This window comes from Streptomyces sp. NBC_01261 (assembly GCF_036226385.1).
GTDB lineage: Bacteria > Actinomycetota > Actinomycetes > Streptomycetales > Streptomycetaceae > Streptomyces.
This window is the reverse complement of the sequence record NZ_CP108463.1, coordinates 9909153-9924211: the sequence shown is the minus strand read 5'-3', so window position 1 is coordinate 9924211 and position 15059 is coordinate 9909153. Positions and strand designations below refer to the sequence as shown.

The following is a 15059-nucleotide window of genomic DNA, read 5'->3' as shown; positions in this document are numbered from 1 at the left end:
CCTCGACCTCAACTGGAGCCGACCGATGACGATTTCCCGTAGACCCTTGATTCTGGGGGCGGTTGCGGCGGCCGGCACCCTCGCGGCCACCGCGCTCCCGGCCTCGGCGGCATCCGCCACCGGGGGTTCGCACCCCAAGCCGAAGCCCACCGTGGTCCTGGTGCACGGGGCGTTCGCCGACGCGTCCAGCTGGTCGGCCGTGGCCTCCCGGCTGCAGAAGGCGGGGTACACGGTCGTGGCGCCCGCCAATCCGCTGCGCGGGCTGACCTCGGACGCCGCCTACATCTCCGCGATCCTCAAGACGATCGACGGTCCGAAGGTCGTCGTAGGACACTCCTACGGCGGCGCGGTGATCACCCAGGCGGCCGCGGGCGACGCGAGCGTGAAGGCGCTCGTGTACGTCGCCGCCTTCGTCCCCGACAAGGGCGAGCAACTCGGCGAACTCGGCGCGCGGTTCCCCGGGTCGCAGCTGGGCGACGCGTTGCAGCCGCTGCCCGACGGCGCGGGCGGTACCGATCTGGCGATCCAGACGGCGAAGTTCCACGCGGTGTTCACCGCCGACCTCCCGGCGTCCACGTCCGCACTACTGGGGGCCTCTCAACGCCCCATCAGCGCTGCGGCGTTCACGGACGTCGCCACGGCGGCGGCCTGGCGCGACATCCCCTCGTGGGCGGTCGTGGCGGCCCAGGACCGGGCGATCGCGCCGGACCTGGAGCGCTTCGAGGCCAAGCGGGCCGGTTCGCACACGACCGTGGTGAACTCCTCGCACGTCGTGATGATCTCCCACCCCGACCTGGTCACGAAGGTCATCAAGTCGGCGGCGACAGCGACGGGTTAAGACCTGCTCCGGCTACGGCAGCCGTCGCGCCGCGACCACGCGGACGCGGGGGCTGCCGTCGCCGCGATGCCCGAACTCGGGCAGCGCGTAGAGGTCGACGTCGAAGCCGATCCGCTCCAACTCCGGCCGAACGTGACCGAGTTGGAAGTCCCGGTAGTACATGACGAAGGGCGGTCGCCAGACGGCGTTGCGTACCTTCATCACCGCGTCGAAGCCGGACAGCATCCAGTACGCGGGCGATGTGGGACGCGGCGGCGCGACGACGGGGAAGGCGAAGCAGCCGCCGGGCCGCAGCACCGAGCGGACCTGCTCGAACAGTCCCGGCAGTTCGCGGGGCAGGAAGTGCCCGAACGCCCCGAAGCTCACCACCAGGTCGAAGGCCGAAGCGAACGGCAGGGCCCGGGCGTCGCCGCGCACCCATGAGACGCGGGGTCCGCCGCTCGTCACGCGCTCCCGTGCGACATCGAGCATGCCCGCGCTGAAGTCGACGCCGGTGACGCTCTCTCGGCACACCTTCGCCAGCACCTCGACGCCCGCGCCGGTGCCGCAGCACAGGTCGAGTCCGTCGTCGAAGGGGCCGACGCGGCGCAGCATCGCGGCGACCGCGTCGAGCAGCGGGGCCGGTGTGCGGAACGGGGTGTGGTCGAACTTGGGCGCGAGGAGGTCGTAGCCGTGCTCGACGGACGACAGGGCCTGGACGGCGAGTTCGCGCAGACTGGGGCCTTCGGGGCTGAACATCCGGGTCAGCCTAGGGCAACGCGCTGCTTCAGGATCGCGAGAACGCGCTCGCACCAGCGCAGGTTCTCCTCCTCGAAGGTGATCCCGGCCATGAGCGTGAGATACGGCCCGATGCGGTCGGCGTCCCGGAGGTACTCCCCCTCGGTCCGGCCGCCGAGGAGCCGGTCCCGTACGCGCTCGTAGCGGTCGAGCTTGCCGCGCGACCACGACCTGCGCTCCTCGATCAGTTCCCGGGTCACGGCGGGGTCGGTGCCGTCCATGGCCTGGATCTTGATGAGGAGTTCGTCGCGGATGGCGGTGGGGCGCCGGGGCGGCTCGGCGGCGAAGGTGTCGAGGTCGCGCCGGCCGGCCTCGGTGAGCGTGAACATCCTTTTGTTGGGCCTGCGTTCCTGCTGTACGACCCGTGCCTCGATCAGGCCGTCCTGCGCCAGGCGGTCCAGCTCGCGGTAGAGCTGCTGCGGTGTCGCGGGCCAGAAGTTGGCCAGCGACACGTCGAACACCTTCGCCAGCTCGTAGCCCGAGGCCTCGCCTTCCAGGAGGGCCGCGAGGACCGCGTACTTGAGGGACATGTGGACACGCTAACAGCCGTTGATTAGTCTCATCCACACCTACTCAACAAATTGACTATGAGGTGAACCGATGCGTGCGTTCCGTGAGGCGGTCGAGGCGCAGGACATGGACGCCGTCGAGGCGCTGCTGGCGGAGGACGTGGTCTTCACCAGCCCGGTCGTGTTCAAGCCGTACCCCGGCAAGGCGATCACCGCGGCGATCCTGCACGGGGTGGCCCGGGTCTTCGAGGACTTCCGCTACGTCCGGGAGATCGGCGACCCGGAGGGCAGCGACAGCGCGCTGATGTTCGCCGCGCGGGTCGGCGACCGGCAGCTGACCGGATGCGACTTCATCCACGTCGACGAGGAGGGCCTGATCGACGAACTGACGGTCATGGTCCGGCCGTTGTCGGGGGCGCAGGCTCTCCAAGCGGCCATGGGGGCACAGTTCGAACGGATCGCGAAGGAGGCGGAGGCGCGGCTCGCGTGAGGCCCTGGTGCTGAGCCCTGAGGGGCGCCCCCGCCTTGGCTCACGCCACGGTCAGCGTCAGCGCGCCCGTGTACGTCCGGCCCGGCGTGATGGCCGTGGCCGTCCCGTCGACCGTCAGCGTGACCTTCCTGCCCCGGGGCGCCTTGACGGTCGCGTCGGCGGCGAGGGCGAGCCGGGTCAGGTAGGAGGTGCCGGTGACCGTCCACGTCGAGCCGCTGTTCAGCCGCACGATCGCGCCGTTGTTGACGGCGGCCTGGGCGGTGTTGGTGACGATGCCCAGCTCGTAGAAGGTCGACGCGTCGATGCTGGAGACGCGGTGCTTGGCCTTCGTCGCGGAGATCACGCCCTCGACGCTCGCGCCCGCGAAGGTGAGGACCATGTTCTTGCCGGTGCGCATGCCGTTGTAGAAGTCACCTTTCAGAGCTATGGAGTTGAAGGTGGCGGCACCGTCGGTGGCATGCACGGCGGTCGGGTCGAAGCTCGTGTCCTTCGCCGGGTCGCCGGTGGGCTCGGTGTAGACGCCGATGTTCATCATCTTGCCGTTGACCGGGACCGGGCCCGGGTCGTCCAGTTCGATCATCTGGAGGATGATGCCGTCGCGCGGGTTGAGCCGGGCGCCCTGCGAGCCGTCGACGCCGATCGTGGTCTGCTGGCCCTTGTTGAGGAAGGTGGCCCGGTCGGAGTTGATCACCGTGCCGCCGTCGAGGGTGAGTTGGCCGGCGCCGAAGAACATGTAGCCGAAGTGCCCGGAGTTCACGACGGTGTTGCGTGCCGGGATCGACGCCAACTCGGCCTTGGACAGACCGAGTTCCAGCTCGGTGTTGAGCGCGGAGACGGCGGCCCGGGTGCTGTCGCCGTAGTGCACGACCGCGGCGGGGCCCGCGATGATGGTCGCGTAGCTGCCGACGTCGAGCCGGGAGCCGAGCACCCGCACGGTCGCGTCGCCGATGGCGTAGGTGCCGTAGCCGTACTCCCCCGTGTTGCCGAAGTGGCTGTTGATGGCGGTCAGTTTGAGTCCGCTGCCGCCCTCGACCGACAGGGCGCCCCAAGTCTCGGAGAAGACCGTGGAGTTGAGGTAGGTGGCCTTGCTGTTCTTGCCGATGAGGTTGGTCGCGCGGACGTTGCCGTCGAGGCCGAGCATCCAGGGCACGGACTCCATGTACGGCGTCTCGACGGTGGCTTGGTAGTCGGCGGGCAGGACGCCGTTGCGGGCGCGGAGGACGGAGTCCTTGACGATGACGTTGGCGCCGTCGTTGGCGATGACGGCGGTGCGGACGACCCCCTTGTTGTCGATGCGGGCGCCGTCCACGACGAGCGTGGTGGCGGAGCCGTCGCCGACGACCGCGGCGCCGTAGCCCGCGAAGTCGCAACGTCCGTTGCCGGTAAGGGAGATGGAGGGCCGGTCGAGGGTGTAGGTGGCGTCCTGGACGTACACGCCGTCGAAGCACTCGCCGGTCGAGGTGATCGACACGTTCTTCGCGTAGGCGTCCGTCAGCTTGCCGCCGAGGACGGCCGCGAGGACGGACTTGTCCGTGACCACGCCGTCGCCGTCGACGTACATCGCCTGCCGGAACGGGAAGGTGAGCGTCTCGTACGTCACCTCGTTGGCGGCGGAGACGGTCAGGACGACGTCGCCCCGGTAGGTGCCGGCCTGGATCAGGGTGGCTGTTTCGCCGGTGGCGGTGAGGAGTTGGCCGGTCTCCACTCCGTCGACGGTCAGGGAGAGGCTGGAGCCGTCCGGGGCGGCGATCGTGCCGCCGGCGGCGATGGACAGCTCGCTCACGCGGGTGGTGGCGGAGACCGTGTACGTCTCACCGGAGGCGACCGAGATCCGCTTGCCCGAGGCCTTCGGGGTCTTGGTGGCCGTCGGCGCGGCGGTGGCGGAGACCGCCGGCACGAGTACGGCTCCGGCCGTGGCGGTACCGGCGATCAGGACCGAGCGTCGGGTGATCAGCGTCATTGCTTGCCTTCCCAGGGATCGATGCGCCGTCGCGCAGTGTGACCGACGGACCGTCGAACGCGGGGGTGCGGACGGCCCGGCGGAGGCACCGAAGGTGCGCACGAGGGAGTGAAGCAGCCATGAGAACCAGGGAATAGGCGGGCGGCGCACACATATGGGAGCCCGATGCCTCGGATCAGGCGGACCATTTCATGGCGGTCACACAGAGTCGTCATAGCGGGCGTGTTCCCGTACGCGCGACGGCGAGGCGGACGGCTCGTCAGCCGTCCGCCTCGCCGTTCTCCGCACCCCGTTCAGCTACGACGGGGCGATCATCCCGGCCGACAGGTCGATGTCGGCCCCGCACAGGCCGGGCATCGCCAGCATCGCCACGAGCGCCTGTGCGACCTCGTGCTCCTCGACGAGCCGGCCGAGGGCGGCCCGCGAGGCGAAGTCGCGCTCGGCCTCGGCGACCGTACAGCCGGTCAGTTCGGCGGTGAGCCGGAAGTTCCGGTCCATGCGCGGGCCTCGGACCGGGCCCGGGGAAAGGGAGTTGACCGCGATCCCCCGCGGACCGACCTCCCCGGCGAGCGTCCGGGTCAGGCCGAGCAGCGCCATCTTGGAGGCGGTGTACGGGGTGCGGTTGAGGAGTGGCCGCTTGCCGCTGACCGAGGCGACGTTGACGATGTCACCGCGTCCGGCCGCGAGCATCGGCGGCAGGAAGGCGCGGCACATCAGATAGACGCCCCGGACGTTGGCGGCGAACACGTCGTCCCACTCGTCCGGTTCGATGTCGACCAACGGCCGTACGGGACCGGCGACTCCGGCGTTGTTGACGAGCAACGACACGTCCTCGTCCGCGAGTTGGGTGGCCAGGGCACTGACAGCCTCCGGGTCGGAGACATCGCAGGTGGCCGTACGAGCCTGTCCGCCGCCCTTCTCCACCTCTGCCGCCGCGTCCGCGAGCGCCACCTCGTTGCGGCCGGCCAGGATCACCCGGGCGCCGACCTCCGCGAGGGCGAGCGCGAAGGCGCGCCCCAACGGTCCACCGCCGCCGGTGACGAGTGCCGTACGGCCGTCGAGAGGCGTACGGCGATCCGAGGTGACGCCGGGATCCGAGGTCACGCGGTGTTCCAGGGCAGTTCGTCGCCCGCGGCCCTCGCCGCCCGTACGTCACCGGAGCGCGCGTGGCCCTCGAACAGCTCGACGCGGGCCGCCCGTCCGCACAGCCGGCCGAGGAGCGCCTGGGAATCGGTGTCGGTGACCTCCTGGTAGGTCACCGTCTTGAGGTACTTCCCCACCCACAGGCCGCCGGTATAGCGCGCGGCTCCACGTGTGGGCAGCACATGGTTCGTGCCGATGACCTTGTCACCGAAGGACACACAGGTTCCCTCGCCGAGGAACAGGGCGCCGTACTGGGTCATCCGCTCCAGCGCGAGGCGTGGTTCGGCGGTCAGGACCTCCACGTGCTCGAAGGCGAACTCGTCGGCGAGGGCGTACAGCTCGTCGAGGGTGTCGACGACGTGGACCTGGCCGTGGTCGCGCCAGGCGGGCTCGGCGAAGTCGCGGGTGGGCATGCCGGGCAGGAGGCGTTCCACCTCGGCGATGGTCTTCTCGGCGACCTCGCGGGAGGTGGTGATGAGGACGGCCGGGGAGTCCGGGCCGTGCTCGGCCTGCGAGAGCAGGTCCACGGCGCACACGAACGGGTCTGCCTCGTCGTCGGCGAGGACGAGGATCTCGGTCGGCCCGGCGAACAGGTCGATGCCGATCTCCCCGAACAACTGCCGCTTGGCCTCGGCGACATAGGCGTTGCCGGGCCCGGCGATCAGGTTGACGGGTCGCATCGTGTCGGTGCCGACGGACATGGCGGCCACCGCCTGCACCCCGCCGAGCAGCCAGATCTCGTCGGCGCCGGCGAGATGCATCGCGGCGACGGTGGCGGCCGGGATCTCCCCGTGGATGGGTGGCGTGCAGGCCACGACCCGGGGCACGCCCGCGACCTTGGCGGTGACGATGGTCATGTGGGCGGAGGCGGTGAGCGGGTAGCGCCCACCGGGGATGTACGCGCCCGCCGCCCGCACCGGGATGTGCTTCTGCCCGAGCCGCACGCCCGGCAGGGTCTCCACCTCGAACTCCCGCAAGGAGTCGAGCTGGTGGCGGGCGAAGGTGCGCACCTGGTCCTGGACGAAGCGGATGTCGTCGATGACCTGTTGCCGCACCGACGCGATGATCTTCTCGACCTCCTCGTCGGTCAGGCGGAAGGAGTCGGGGCTCCACTTGTCGAACTTCTCGGAGTAGGCGCGCACCGCCTCGTCACCGCGCGCGCGGATGTCCGCGATGACGCCGGTCACGGTCTCGCGCACCTGGGCGAGCGAGGCGGTCACCTCCGACTTGGGCACGGCGTGCTTCAGGATCGTTGCCACAACTGCGGCCTTTCTGCGGGTGGTTCGCGACAAGGGGGGTGTCAGACGGGGGGCGCCACGAACAGCACGTCGGGGTCGTTGAACTGCTCCTTGGCGACCGACTCGCTCATCGGGTCGGCGGTGCCCCACTGGTCCTGGGTGATCGGGTCGTCGACGTCGTGCCGGCCCGGGTGCCACAAGTCCTCTTCGAGGACGGCGAGTTCGGTCGTGTACTCGACGGTGTTGCCGTGCGGGTCGTGGAAGTAGGAGAAGGTGTTGTCGCCCGCGAGGTGCCGCCCGGGCCCCCAGGTCAGCCGGGTCCCGGCGCGCAGCGCCCGCCCGGTGCCGCGCATGTACTCCTCGACCCCGCGCATCTCGAACGAGGCGTGGTGCAGGGAGACATGGGGTCCCCGGGCGATCGCGAAGGAGTGGTGGAGCGGGCTGCACCGCAGGAAGTACATGAGGTCGCCCATGTACGACGAGTACAGGGTGTCGGTGAGCCGGAACCCGAGGTGCCGGACGTAGAAGTCCCGAAGCCCTTCCGGGTCCTGGGAGTTGACCACACAGTGCGAGAGCCGGACGGGGATCGCCTCCCGCTCCTCGATCCTCCGGTGAGCGCGCGTCCCGACGTCCGCCGAGACCTCGACGACCCGCCCGTCCGGGTCGAAGAACCGGAAGCCGTAGCCACCGCCGGGGGTGTCCAACGCGCCGGGCTCGCCGATGAGTTGGACATCAGCCCGCCCGAGCCGCCCGTGCAACTCGTCCACGGCGGCCGGTGACACGGCCCCGAAGGCGACGAGGTCCATCCGCTTCCGTTCGTCCTCGCGGATGCGGACGATGTACTGCTCCGGGCTGCCCTCGGCGGCGAAGAAGGCGACACCGCTGTCGTTGGCGACCTCGGTCAGGCCCCACGTCGTGCCGTAGAAGGCGCGCTGGCGGGCGAAGTCCGGTACGGCCAGGTCGACATGGCGCAGATGAGTGATGGGCTGGAAGCTCATACGTGGCTCCTGACGGTGTTGCGCTGGTGGCCCAGGCCGGTGATCTCGGACTCGACGACGTCGCCGGGCTGCAGGAAGACGCCCCAGTGCGCGCCGTTGCCGGCCGGGGAACCGGTGAGCAGGAGGTCGCCGGGGCGCAGGGTGGTGGTCGTGGAGATGTACGCGATGAGCCGGGGGATGTCGAAGATCATGTCCTTGGTGGACTCGTCCTGGCGGACAACTCCGTTGTGGCGCAGGGTGATCCGCAGGTCGCCGGGGTCCCCTACGAAGGCCGCCGGTACCAGGAAGGGCCCGGTCGGCAGGAAGGTGTCGGCGTTCTTCGCGGTGAACCAGTCGGTGCCGATGGCCTTGAGGTCGGGCCGGTAGAGGCGGTCGCGGGTGGTGAGATCGTTCGAGATCGTGTACCCGGCGACATGCTCCATCGCGTCCTCGGCCGCGATGTTCCTGCCCGACTTGCCGATGACCAGGGCGAGTTCGAGTTCCCAGTCGTGCTGTTCGCCGAGCGCGGGGAGCACGATGTCGTCGTAGGGGCCGGTGATCGCGCGCGGGGAGCCGAGGAAGACGTACGGCACTCCGTTGCGGGCGCGCTCGTCCATCATCGACTCGGCGTCGGCACGGGCCGCTTCGGGGGTGGCACCGTGCACGCTCTCCTTCTCGGCGGCGACCAGATCGACCACGTGCTTGCGGTAGTTGGCGCCGCTCTGCAGGATCTGGCCGGGCTCGATCGGGGTCAGGACGCGCAGTGCGGCCGGCTCGTGCCAGGTCCCCTCGGTGGACCGGGCCAGGTCGTCGAGTCGGGGCAGCCAGCCGGCCCAGTCCTCGACGAGTGCGCGGATCGACGGCACGAGGTCGGAGAGGTCACGCACGCGGTCGCCGGTGACCAGGCCGGGGAAGCCCGCCTCACCGGAGGCACCGGAGGCGAAGGTGCCGAGCGCGAAGGGTCCGGCATGGGTGGGCAGTGGATCGGGCACGGCGCTCTCCTCGTACGGGTGGGGGCTCGTCCTCGACGCTAGGGAGCCCGGGGAGCGGGCGGAAATGGCGATCCGCGATGCCTGCCATCACCGGTCCGCCGGGCACGCACCCGCTCCTCCGTCACCGGCCCGCCGGACGGCTCGACCGCAGCTCCATCGCCGTACGGGATGCATGACGTCCCCCTTGCCGATGCCTCGATCCGTTGACCGTGCGTCGACCGCCCACGCAGGCTCGGAACACCCACTTTCCCGAGGAGAAGAACGTGATAGTCGAGCATGCCGAGCTGACCGTGGAGGCGGGTCGTGAGCAGGAGTTCGCGGAGGTGTTCGGCAAGGCCCGCGAGGTGCTGGCCGAGGCCGACGGGTTCCGCTGGGCCGAGCTGCTGCGCGGTGCGGAGCGGCCGACGACCTTCCTCCTGCTGGTCGGCTGGGAGTCGGTCGAGGCGCACGACGTCGGCTTCCGGGAGTCCGAGGCATTCGGGCGCTGGCGGGCCCTCGTCGGGCCGTTCTTCGCCGAGCCGCCGGCCGTCGAGCACTTCCACGAACTCGGCGCCCGGCGGGGGCCCCGGGGCCTGCCCCCGGAATGAGCACAGCCAGGCTGACCCCCCACTTCTGTCTACGTTCGCAAGGATCGCCCATGCCCGTACAAAAGGTGCTCGTCGTCGGCGGCGGCATCACCGGAAGCGTGCTGTGTCTCGCGCTCGCCCAACGCGGCGCCGAGGTGGAGCTCGCCGAGATCTCTCCGCAGTGGTTCGGGGTGGGCCATGGCATCACCCTTCAGGGCAACGCGCTCAAGGCGCTGCGTTCCGTGGGTGTTTTGGACCGGGTGCTGGCCCGGGCGGTGCCGTTCGACCTCATGCGGCTGCGCCGTGCCGACGGCGGGCTGCTCACCGAGTTGCACACCCCGCACACCGGCGGGCCCGAACTGCCGTCCACAGCCGGGGCGTTGCGCGCGGATCTGCAGGACGCGCTGTGCGACGCGGTGCGCACGCACCGGGTGCGGGTCCGCCTCGGGCTGAGCGTGGACCGGCTCGACCGGACACCCGACCACGTGGACGTGGCCTTCACCGACGGTACGACCGGCCGCTACGACCTCGTCGTGGGCGCCGACGGCATCAACTCGGCGATGCGCGCACTGATCGGCATCGACGCCAAGCCCCGTCCCGTCGGCATGTCGATCTTCCGGGTCGTCGCGGAACGCCCGGCCGAGATGGACTGCGCCGAGGTGTACTACGGCGGCCCCCGCTTCAAGGCCGGCTACAGCCCGATCTCCCCCGACCAGTGCTACGCCTACCTCCTCGACGAGAACCTCGACACCACTTTGATCGGCCCCCGCGCACCCCTCGCCCTGCTGCGTGAACGCGGTGCCGGGTACGGCGGCACCTGGGGCAGGATCCTCGCCTCGCTGCCCGACGACACGGCGGTCGACTACCGCTGGATCGAGGCGATCCTCGTCGACGAGCCCTGGCATCGAGGCCGCGCGATGGTCATCGGCGACGCCGCGCACGCCTGTCCGCCGCTCATCGCGCAGGGCGCCGCGATGTGCATGGAAGACGCCGTACTGCTCGCGGAGTCGGTGACGGGGGACGAGCCGACGGAGAGGGCCCTGGACCGTTTCATGAACCGGCGCCTGCCCCGCGTCCGGATGGTCCTGGAGAACTCCCTCCAGCTCGCCGACTGGGAGATCCACCCGGACACCCCCGGCGCCGACCCGGCCCGGATCATGTCGGAGACCCTGGGCAACCTGACGGCGGCGGCGTGAGCGGCTCGCCCGTGGTCGACTTCCACGGCCACCTAGCCGTCCCCGCCGCCGACGCCCTGGTCGCGGGCACCCCGGGTCTCACCGCCGAACTCGCCGCCGAGCAGCGCGCCCACTCCCCCGCGTCCCTCACCGCCAACCGCGCCCAACTCCAGCGCCTGGCACCCAAGTTGACGGACGTCACCACCCGCCTCGCGGATCTCGACGCGATGGGCGTCGACATCCAGGTGGTCGGCCCGATGCCGATGCACCACTACTGGGCGGACCCGGACCTCGCGATCCACCTCGCCCGCACGGTCAACGCCGCCGTGGCCGCGCACTGCGCCACCGCACCCGACCGGCTGTACGGCCTGGGCACGGTCCCGCTCCAACACCCCGACCTGGCAGTCGCGTTGCTCGACCAGGCGGTCAACGACCATGGCCTGTACGGCATCAGCGTCTCCACGACGGTCGACGGCCGCGAACTGGCCGACCCCGCCCACGACGTGGTGTGGCAGCGGGCCGAGGAGCTGGGCGTGGTCGTCTTCGTGCACCCGTGGGGCTGCTCCCTCGGTGCACGCCTGGCCACCAACTACCTGGGAAACACGGTCGGTCAGCCGGTGGAGACGACGGTCGCCCTCTCGCAGCTCGTCTTCACCGGGGTCCTGGACCGCTTCCCGCGGCTGAAGCTGGTGGCGGCGCACGGCGGGGGCTATCTGCCGACGTACATCGGCCGTTCGGACCATGCCTGGCAGGTACGGGAGGACGCGCGCGGCTGCGCCGAACCACCGAGCGCCTATCTGCGCCGGATGTGGTTCGACGCGCTGGTGTACACCCCGCGCGCCCTGCGTCACCTCGTCGAGGAGGTGGGCGCGGACCGGGTCGTCCTCGGTACCGACCACCCCTTCGACATGGGCGTCGACGACCCGGTGGCCCGTCTGGACGCGGCCGGGCTCACCCCGGCAGACCGGGCCGCCGTCGCCGGAGGCAACGCCCTCGACCTGCTGCTGAAAGGACGTACGCGATGACCGCCGGTGCCCTCGGTCCGATCGAGGAAGAACTCGCCAAGGCCCGCTCCGCCTACCGCAATTGGGGCCGCTGGGGCGATGACGACGTGCTCGGCACGCTGAACTTCATCGACGACGCGATCCGTGCCCACGCGGTGGGTCTGGTGCGGCGCGGGCGGTCGTTCTCGCTCGCCCAGGAGTTCAACGAGTCGGGCCCGCAGCGTGGTTTCCGCGGCCGCATCAACCCGGTCCACTACATGAAGGACACCGGCTCCGACGCCGCGGCCGGCACCCAGGGCTTCCCGCACGGCTTCGGTGGCGCCGACGACCACATCGTGATGCCTCTACAGGCCTCCACACAGTGGGACGGCCTGGGCCACATCTACGACAACAAGCAGGCGTGGAACGGCCGTCCGTGCACCATCGTCAACGGCGACGGCGACTCGGTCACCGGCATCGAGCACATGAAGGAGGCCTTCACCAGCCGCGGGGTCCTCCTGGACGTGGGCCGCGCGGTCGGCGACGAGCACGGCGAACTCCCGGACGGATTCCCCATCCTGGAGGAGCATCTGCGGGCCACGATCGAGGCACAGGGCGCGACCAGTTCCGTACGGCGCGGCGACCTCGTCCTGATCCGCACCGGCCAACTCGGCCGCGTACGGCGGCTCGGCGCGTGGGGCGGTTACGCCGCCGGTGACGCGCCCGGACTCTCCTTCACCACCCTCGGCTGGCTGCACCGCACGGAGATCGCGGCGATCGCCTCCGACACCTGGGGACTTGAGGTACGGCCGTACGAGTTCCCGCAGCCCGCGATGTCCCCGCTGCACCAGATAGCGATCCCCAACATGGGTCTGCCGCTGGGCGAGATGTGGGACCTGGAGGCGCTGGCCGAGGACTGCGCGGCCGACGGTGTCCACGAGTTCCTGCTGGTCGCCGCGCCGCTGCCGGTGACCGGTGCGGTGGGTGCCCCCGTCAATCCGATCGCGATCAAGTGAGCCCGCCCGTGACTGCATTCAATCGGGGGATGACCCCCGAACCCCCACAAGGGAACCGTTTCTCCGGCACCCTCCACCTCCCTGACGACGAGGACTTCGAGACGGCCTGCTTCGGACGGGTCTTCAACGCCCGCCGCCCGTCGCACCGTTCACCGGCCGCCGTCCTGATGGCCGAGTCCGAGCAGGACGTGCTGGAGGGTGTACGGCTCGCCCTCGAACGCGGCTGGCAGGTCGCCGTCCGCTCCGGCGGGCACAGCTGGGCCGCCTGGTCGGTGCGCGAGGACGCGCTGTTGATCGACCTCGGGGGCTTCCGCGCGATGGCGTACGACCCGGAGACCGGGATCGTGACGGCGACGCCCAGCGTGAAGGGCGGCGACGAACTCAACCCGTACCTCGGCGAGTTCGGCCGCTTCTTCAACGGCGGGCACTGCCCCTCCGTGGGCATCGGCGGCTTCCTGCTCCAGGGCGGGCAGGGCTGGAACGCGCGCGGCTGGGGCTGGGCGGCGGAGAACATCGCGGCGATCGATGTCGTCACCGCCGAGGGCGAGTTGGTGCGCGCCGACGAGAGTCAGCACAGCGAGCTGTTCTGGGCGGCGCGTGGGGCGGGCCCGGGCTTCTTCGGCATCGTCACCCGCTTCCATCTGCGCACCCGCCCGCTGCCGACGTACCTGGGCCACACCGTGCACGCGTATCCGCTCGACCTCTTCGACGAGGTCATGACCTGGCTGCACGGCATGCACCACACGGTCTCGGACCTGGTCGAGATCGTCGCGCTCACCCAGACACCGCCCGGCCTGGACGAACCGGTGCTGCTGGTCACGGGCGTGTCGATGACCGACACTGCAGAGGAAGCCGCCGAGGCGCTGGCACCGTTGCACGCCAACCCTTACGCGGACCGGGCGTTGTTCCGCGTGGAGGCCCAACACACCACACTCGCCGAGCAGTTGGCGGGCCAACGCATCGCCAACCCCGAGGACCACCGCTACCTGGTCGACAACGCCTGGCTGACCGGTCCCGCCGACGAGGTCGTCCCGGCGATCCGCAAGGCGTTCACCGAGCAGCCCACCCGGCAGACCTTCACCATCTGGTTCTCCATGGCCCCACTGCGCCAACTCCCCGACATGGCCTTCTCGTTGCAGTCGGAGATCTACTGCGCCACCTATGTCATCCACGACGACCCGGCACGGGACGCGGAGCTGCGCGCCTGGCTGGACGGGGCGATGGCGGACATGCAGTCGGTGACCGCCGGCCAGTACCTCGGCGACTCCGACTTCACCGTGCGGCAGTTGAGGTTCATGGGCGCCGAACAGTGGCGTCGGCTGCGGGAGATCCGCGCCGCCTACGACCCCAAGGGCCTCTTCGCCGGCTACCTCAGCACGGAGACCGTCACCAACACCAACCACTGGGAGCGGTAAGAGATGCGTTTCGCGACATACGAGTACGAGGGCGTCGAGCGCGCCGGGGTCGTCCGGGACGGGACCATCCATCCACTGCCCGAGGGGATCACCGTACTGACCCTGCTGGAGCAGGACGTGCTGCACGCGGCCGGCACCGAAGCCCTGCGCGCATCCAGCGACTTGACGGTGGATCAGGTGCGGCTGCTGCCTCCCCTCAAGCCGCCGTCCATCCGGGACTTCGTCGGTTTCGAAGCGCACATCGAGGGGGTCGCCAAGTCCCTGGACGGGCTGGAGCACGTGCCCGAGGAGTGGTATCGAGCGCCCAACTTCTACTTCACCAACCCCCATGCCGCGTACGGCGCGCACGACGACGTGCCGGTCCCGGCGGGCTGTTCGGTGCTCGACTTCGAGGTGGAGGTCGGGGTGGTCATCGGGCGCGCCGGGCGTGATCTCACGCCGGAGCGGGCGCGCGAGCACATCGTGGGTTACCTCGTCTTCAACGACTGGTCGGCGCGCGATCTGCAGAAGCCGGAGAAGAACCTCGGGCTCGGTTTCTCCAAGGGCAAGGACTTCGCGAACACGCTGGGCCCCTGTCTGGTGACCGCCGACGAGGTCGAGGACCGGCGCGACCCGGACGGCTTCCTGGACCTGGAGATGACCGTCACCCTGAACGGGGAGCTGATCGGCCGCGACACCCTCGCCAACGTCTCCTGGACCTTCGAGGAGATGATCGCCTACGCCTCCCGGGACGCCTGGGTGCGTCCCGGGGACATTCTCGGCTCGGGCACCTGCGGGTGGGGCGCGCTGGCGGAGTTCTGGGGCCGGGTCGGCGAGCGCACCCCGCCGCCGCTCCAGCCCGGCGACGAGGTGACCCTCGCCGTGGAGCGCCTCGGCACCCTCTCCAACCGTGTCGTGCCCGGCCGTACGGACGTATACCTGCCGCGCGCCCGCAAGCGCGGCCGGACCCCTCGGCCGTAGAAACGCCAGAAAAGCTTCCG

General features: G+C 70.4%; 15 protein-coding genes. 8 read left to right on the top strand and 7 right to left on the bottom strand.

What is annotated here, in order from left to right:
- Positions 1-25: 25 nt before the first annotated feature.
- Positions 26-838 carry an alpha/beta fold hydrolase gene (locus tag OG226_RS44145; RefSeq protein ID WP_328685184.1) on the top strand — a complete coding sequence of 271 codons (813 nt, stop codon included), beginning with the start codon at positions 26-28 and terminating at the stop codon, positions 836-838.
- Positions 839-850: 12 nt separating this feature from the next.
- Here OG226_RS44145 and OG226_RS44140 read toward each other — a convergent pair whose 3' ends face one another.
- Together OG226_RS44140 and OG226_RS44135 are read right to left on the bottom strand one after the other, a co-directional pair.
- Positions 851-1576, bottom strand: coding sequence for a class I SAM-dependent methyltransferase (locus OG226_RS44140; protein ID WP_329352259.1), 726 nt, complete (start codon positions 1574-1576; stop codon positions 851-853).
- A gap of 5 nt (positions 1577-1581) precedes the next feature.
- A complete protein-coding gene (locus OG226_RS44135; protein ID WP_329352258.1) occupies positions 1582-2145 on the bottom strand; it encodes a PadR family transcriptional regulator in 564 nt (187 codons plus the stop codon).
- A gap of 70 nt (positions 2146-2215) precedes the next feature.
- On the opposite strand from OG226_RS44135, the gene OG226_RS44130 reads away from it, so the two are divergent.
- Positions 2216-2614: a nuclear transport factor 2 family protein gene (locus OG226_RS44130; RefSeq protein ID WP_328685181.1), complete on the top strand. Its 399-nt coding sequence runs from the start codon at positions 2216-2218 to the stop codon at positions 2612-2614.
- A 40-nt stretch (positions 2615-2654) separates the two neighbouring features.
- Here OG226_RS44130 and OG226_RS44125 read toward each other — a convergent pair whose 3' ends face one another.
- From OG226_RS44125 to OG226_RS44105, 5 genes are all read right to left on the bottom strand, one after another.
- Positions 2655-4574 (bottom strand): hypothetical protein, encoded by a 1920-nt coding sequence (locus OG226_RS44125; protein WP_329352257.1) that lies wholly within the window; start codon positions 4572-4574, stop codon positions 2655-2657.
- 297 nt (positions 4575-4871) lie between these two features.
- Positions 4872-5678 carry an SDR family NAD(P)-dependent oxidoreductase gene (locus tag OG226_RS44120; protein ID WP_329352256.1) on the bottom strand — a complete coding sequence of 269 codons (807 nt, stop codon included), beginning with the start codon at positions 5676-5678 and terminating at the stop codon, positions 4872-4874.
- Entirely contained in the window at positions 5675-6976 is a 1302-nt protein-coding gene (gene hisD, locus OG226_RS44115) for a histidinol dehydrogenase (protein ID WP_329352255.1), read from the bottom strand. The genes OG226_RS44120 and hisD overlap by 4 nt, the downstream gene beginning before the upstream one ends.
- Positions 6977-7017: 41 nt before the next feature.
- Positions 7018-7953 (bottom strand): VOC family protein, encoded by a 936-nt coding sequence (locus OG226_RS44110; protein ID WP_329352254.1) that lies wholly within the window; start codon positions 7951-7953, stop codon positions 7018-7020.
- A complete protein-coding gene (locus OG226_RS44105; RefSeq protein ID WP_328685176.1) occupies positions 7950-8924 on the bottom strand; it encodes a fumarylacetoacetate hydrolase family protein in 975 nt (324 codons plus the stop codon). Before OG226_RS44105 ends, OG226_RS44110 begins: the two co-directional genes overlap by 4 nt.
- A 263-nt stretch (positions 8925-9187) precedes the next feature.
- Here OG226_RS44105 and OG226_RS44100 point away from each other — a divergent pair, with 263 nt between their 5' ends.
- Genes OG226_RS44100 through OG226_RS44075 form a run of 6 tightly spaced genes read left to right on the top strand, consistent with a single transcriptional unit; the run spans position 9188 to position 15039 of the window.
- Positions 9188-9511, top strand: coding sequence for an antibiotic biosynthesis monooxygenase family protein (locus OG226_RS44100; protein WP_328685175.1), 324 nt, complete (start codon positions 9188-9190; stop codon positions 9509-9511).
- A gap of 50 nt (positions 9512-9561) precedes the next feature.
- Complete coding sequence (locus OG226_RS44095) at positions 9562-10686, top strand: FAD-dependent monooxygenase (protein WP_328685174.1); 1125 nt, start codon at positions 9562-9564, stop codon at positions 10684-10686.
- Positions 10683-11690 carry an amidohydrolase family protein gene (locus OG226_RS44090; protein ID WP_329352253.1) on the top strand — a complete coding sequence of 336 codons (1008 nt, stop codon included), beginning with the start codon at positions 10683-10685 and terminating at the stop codon, positions 11688-11690. Before OG226_RS44095 ends, OG226_RS44090 begins: the two co-directional genes overlap by 4 nt.
- The gene (locus tag OG226_RS44085; protein ID WP_328685172.1) at positions 11687-12664 is read left to right on the top strand and encodes a cyclase family protein; all 978 of its coding nucleotides are present in this window, start codon (positions 11687-11689) and stop codon (positions 12662-12664) included. The genes OG226_RS44090 and OG226_RS44085 overlap by 4 nt, the downstream gene beginning before the upstream one ends.
- 29 nt (positions 12665-12693) lie before the next feature.
- On the top strand, positions 12694-14079 hold the full coding sequence (locus OG226_RS44080) for an FAD-binding oxidoreductase (protein ID WP_329352252.1): 1386 nt from the start codon (positions 12694-12696) through the stop codon (positions 14077-14079).
- Positions 14080-14082: 3 nt separating this feature from the next.
- Complete coding sequence (locus tag OG226_RS44075; RefSeq protein WP_329352251.1) at positions 14083-15039, top strand: fumarylacetoacetate hydrolase family protein; 957 nt, start codon at positions 14083-14085, stop codon at positions 15037-15039.
- The last annotated feature ends 20 nt before the right edge of the window (positions 15040-15059 follow it).

Bases quoted from the DNA above. Each gene is read 5' to 3' on its own strand.
- OG226_RS44145 (WP_328685184.1), top strand. From the start codon at position 26: ATGACGATTTCCCGTAGACCCTTGATTCTGGGGGCGGTTGCGGCGGCC.
- OG226_RS44140 (WP_329352259.1), bottom strand. From the start codon at position 1,576: ATGTTCAGCCCCGAAGGCCCCAGTCTGCGCGAACTCGCCGTCCAGGCC.
- OG226_RS44135 (WP_329352258.1), bottom strand. From the start codon at position 2,145: ATGTCCCTCAAGTACGCGGTCCTCGCGGCCCTCCTGGAAGGCGAGGCC.
- OG226_RS44130 (WP_328685181.1), top strand. From the start codon at position 2,216: ATGCGTGCGTTCCGTGAGGCGGTCGAGGCGCAGGACATGGACGCCGTC.
- OG226_RS44125 (WP_329352257.1), bottom strand. From the start codon at position 4,574: ATGACGCTGATCACCCGACGCTCGGTCCTGATCGCCGGTACCGCCACG.
- OG226_RS44110 (WP_329352254.1), bottom strand. From the start codon at position 7,953: ATGAGCTTCCAGCCCATCACTCATCTGCGCCATGTCGACCTGGCCGTA.
- OG226_RS44095 (WP_328685174.1), top strand. From the start codon at position 9,562: ATGCCCGTACAAAAGGTGCTCGTCGTCGGCGGCGGCATCACCGGAAGC.
- OG226_RS44085 (WP_328685172.1), top strand. From the start codon at position 11,687: ATGACCGCCGGTGCCCTCGGTCCGATCGAGGAAGAACTCGCCAAGGCC.
- OG226_RS44080 (WP_329352252.1), top strand. From the start codon at position 12,694: ATGACCCCCGAACCCCCACAAGGGAACCGTTTCTCCGGCACCCTCCAC.
- OG226_RS44075 (WP_329352251.1), top strand. From the start codon at position 14,083: ATGCGTTTCGCGACATACGAGTACGAGGGCGTCGAGCGCGCCGGGGTC.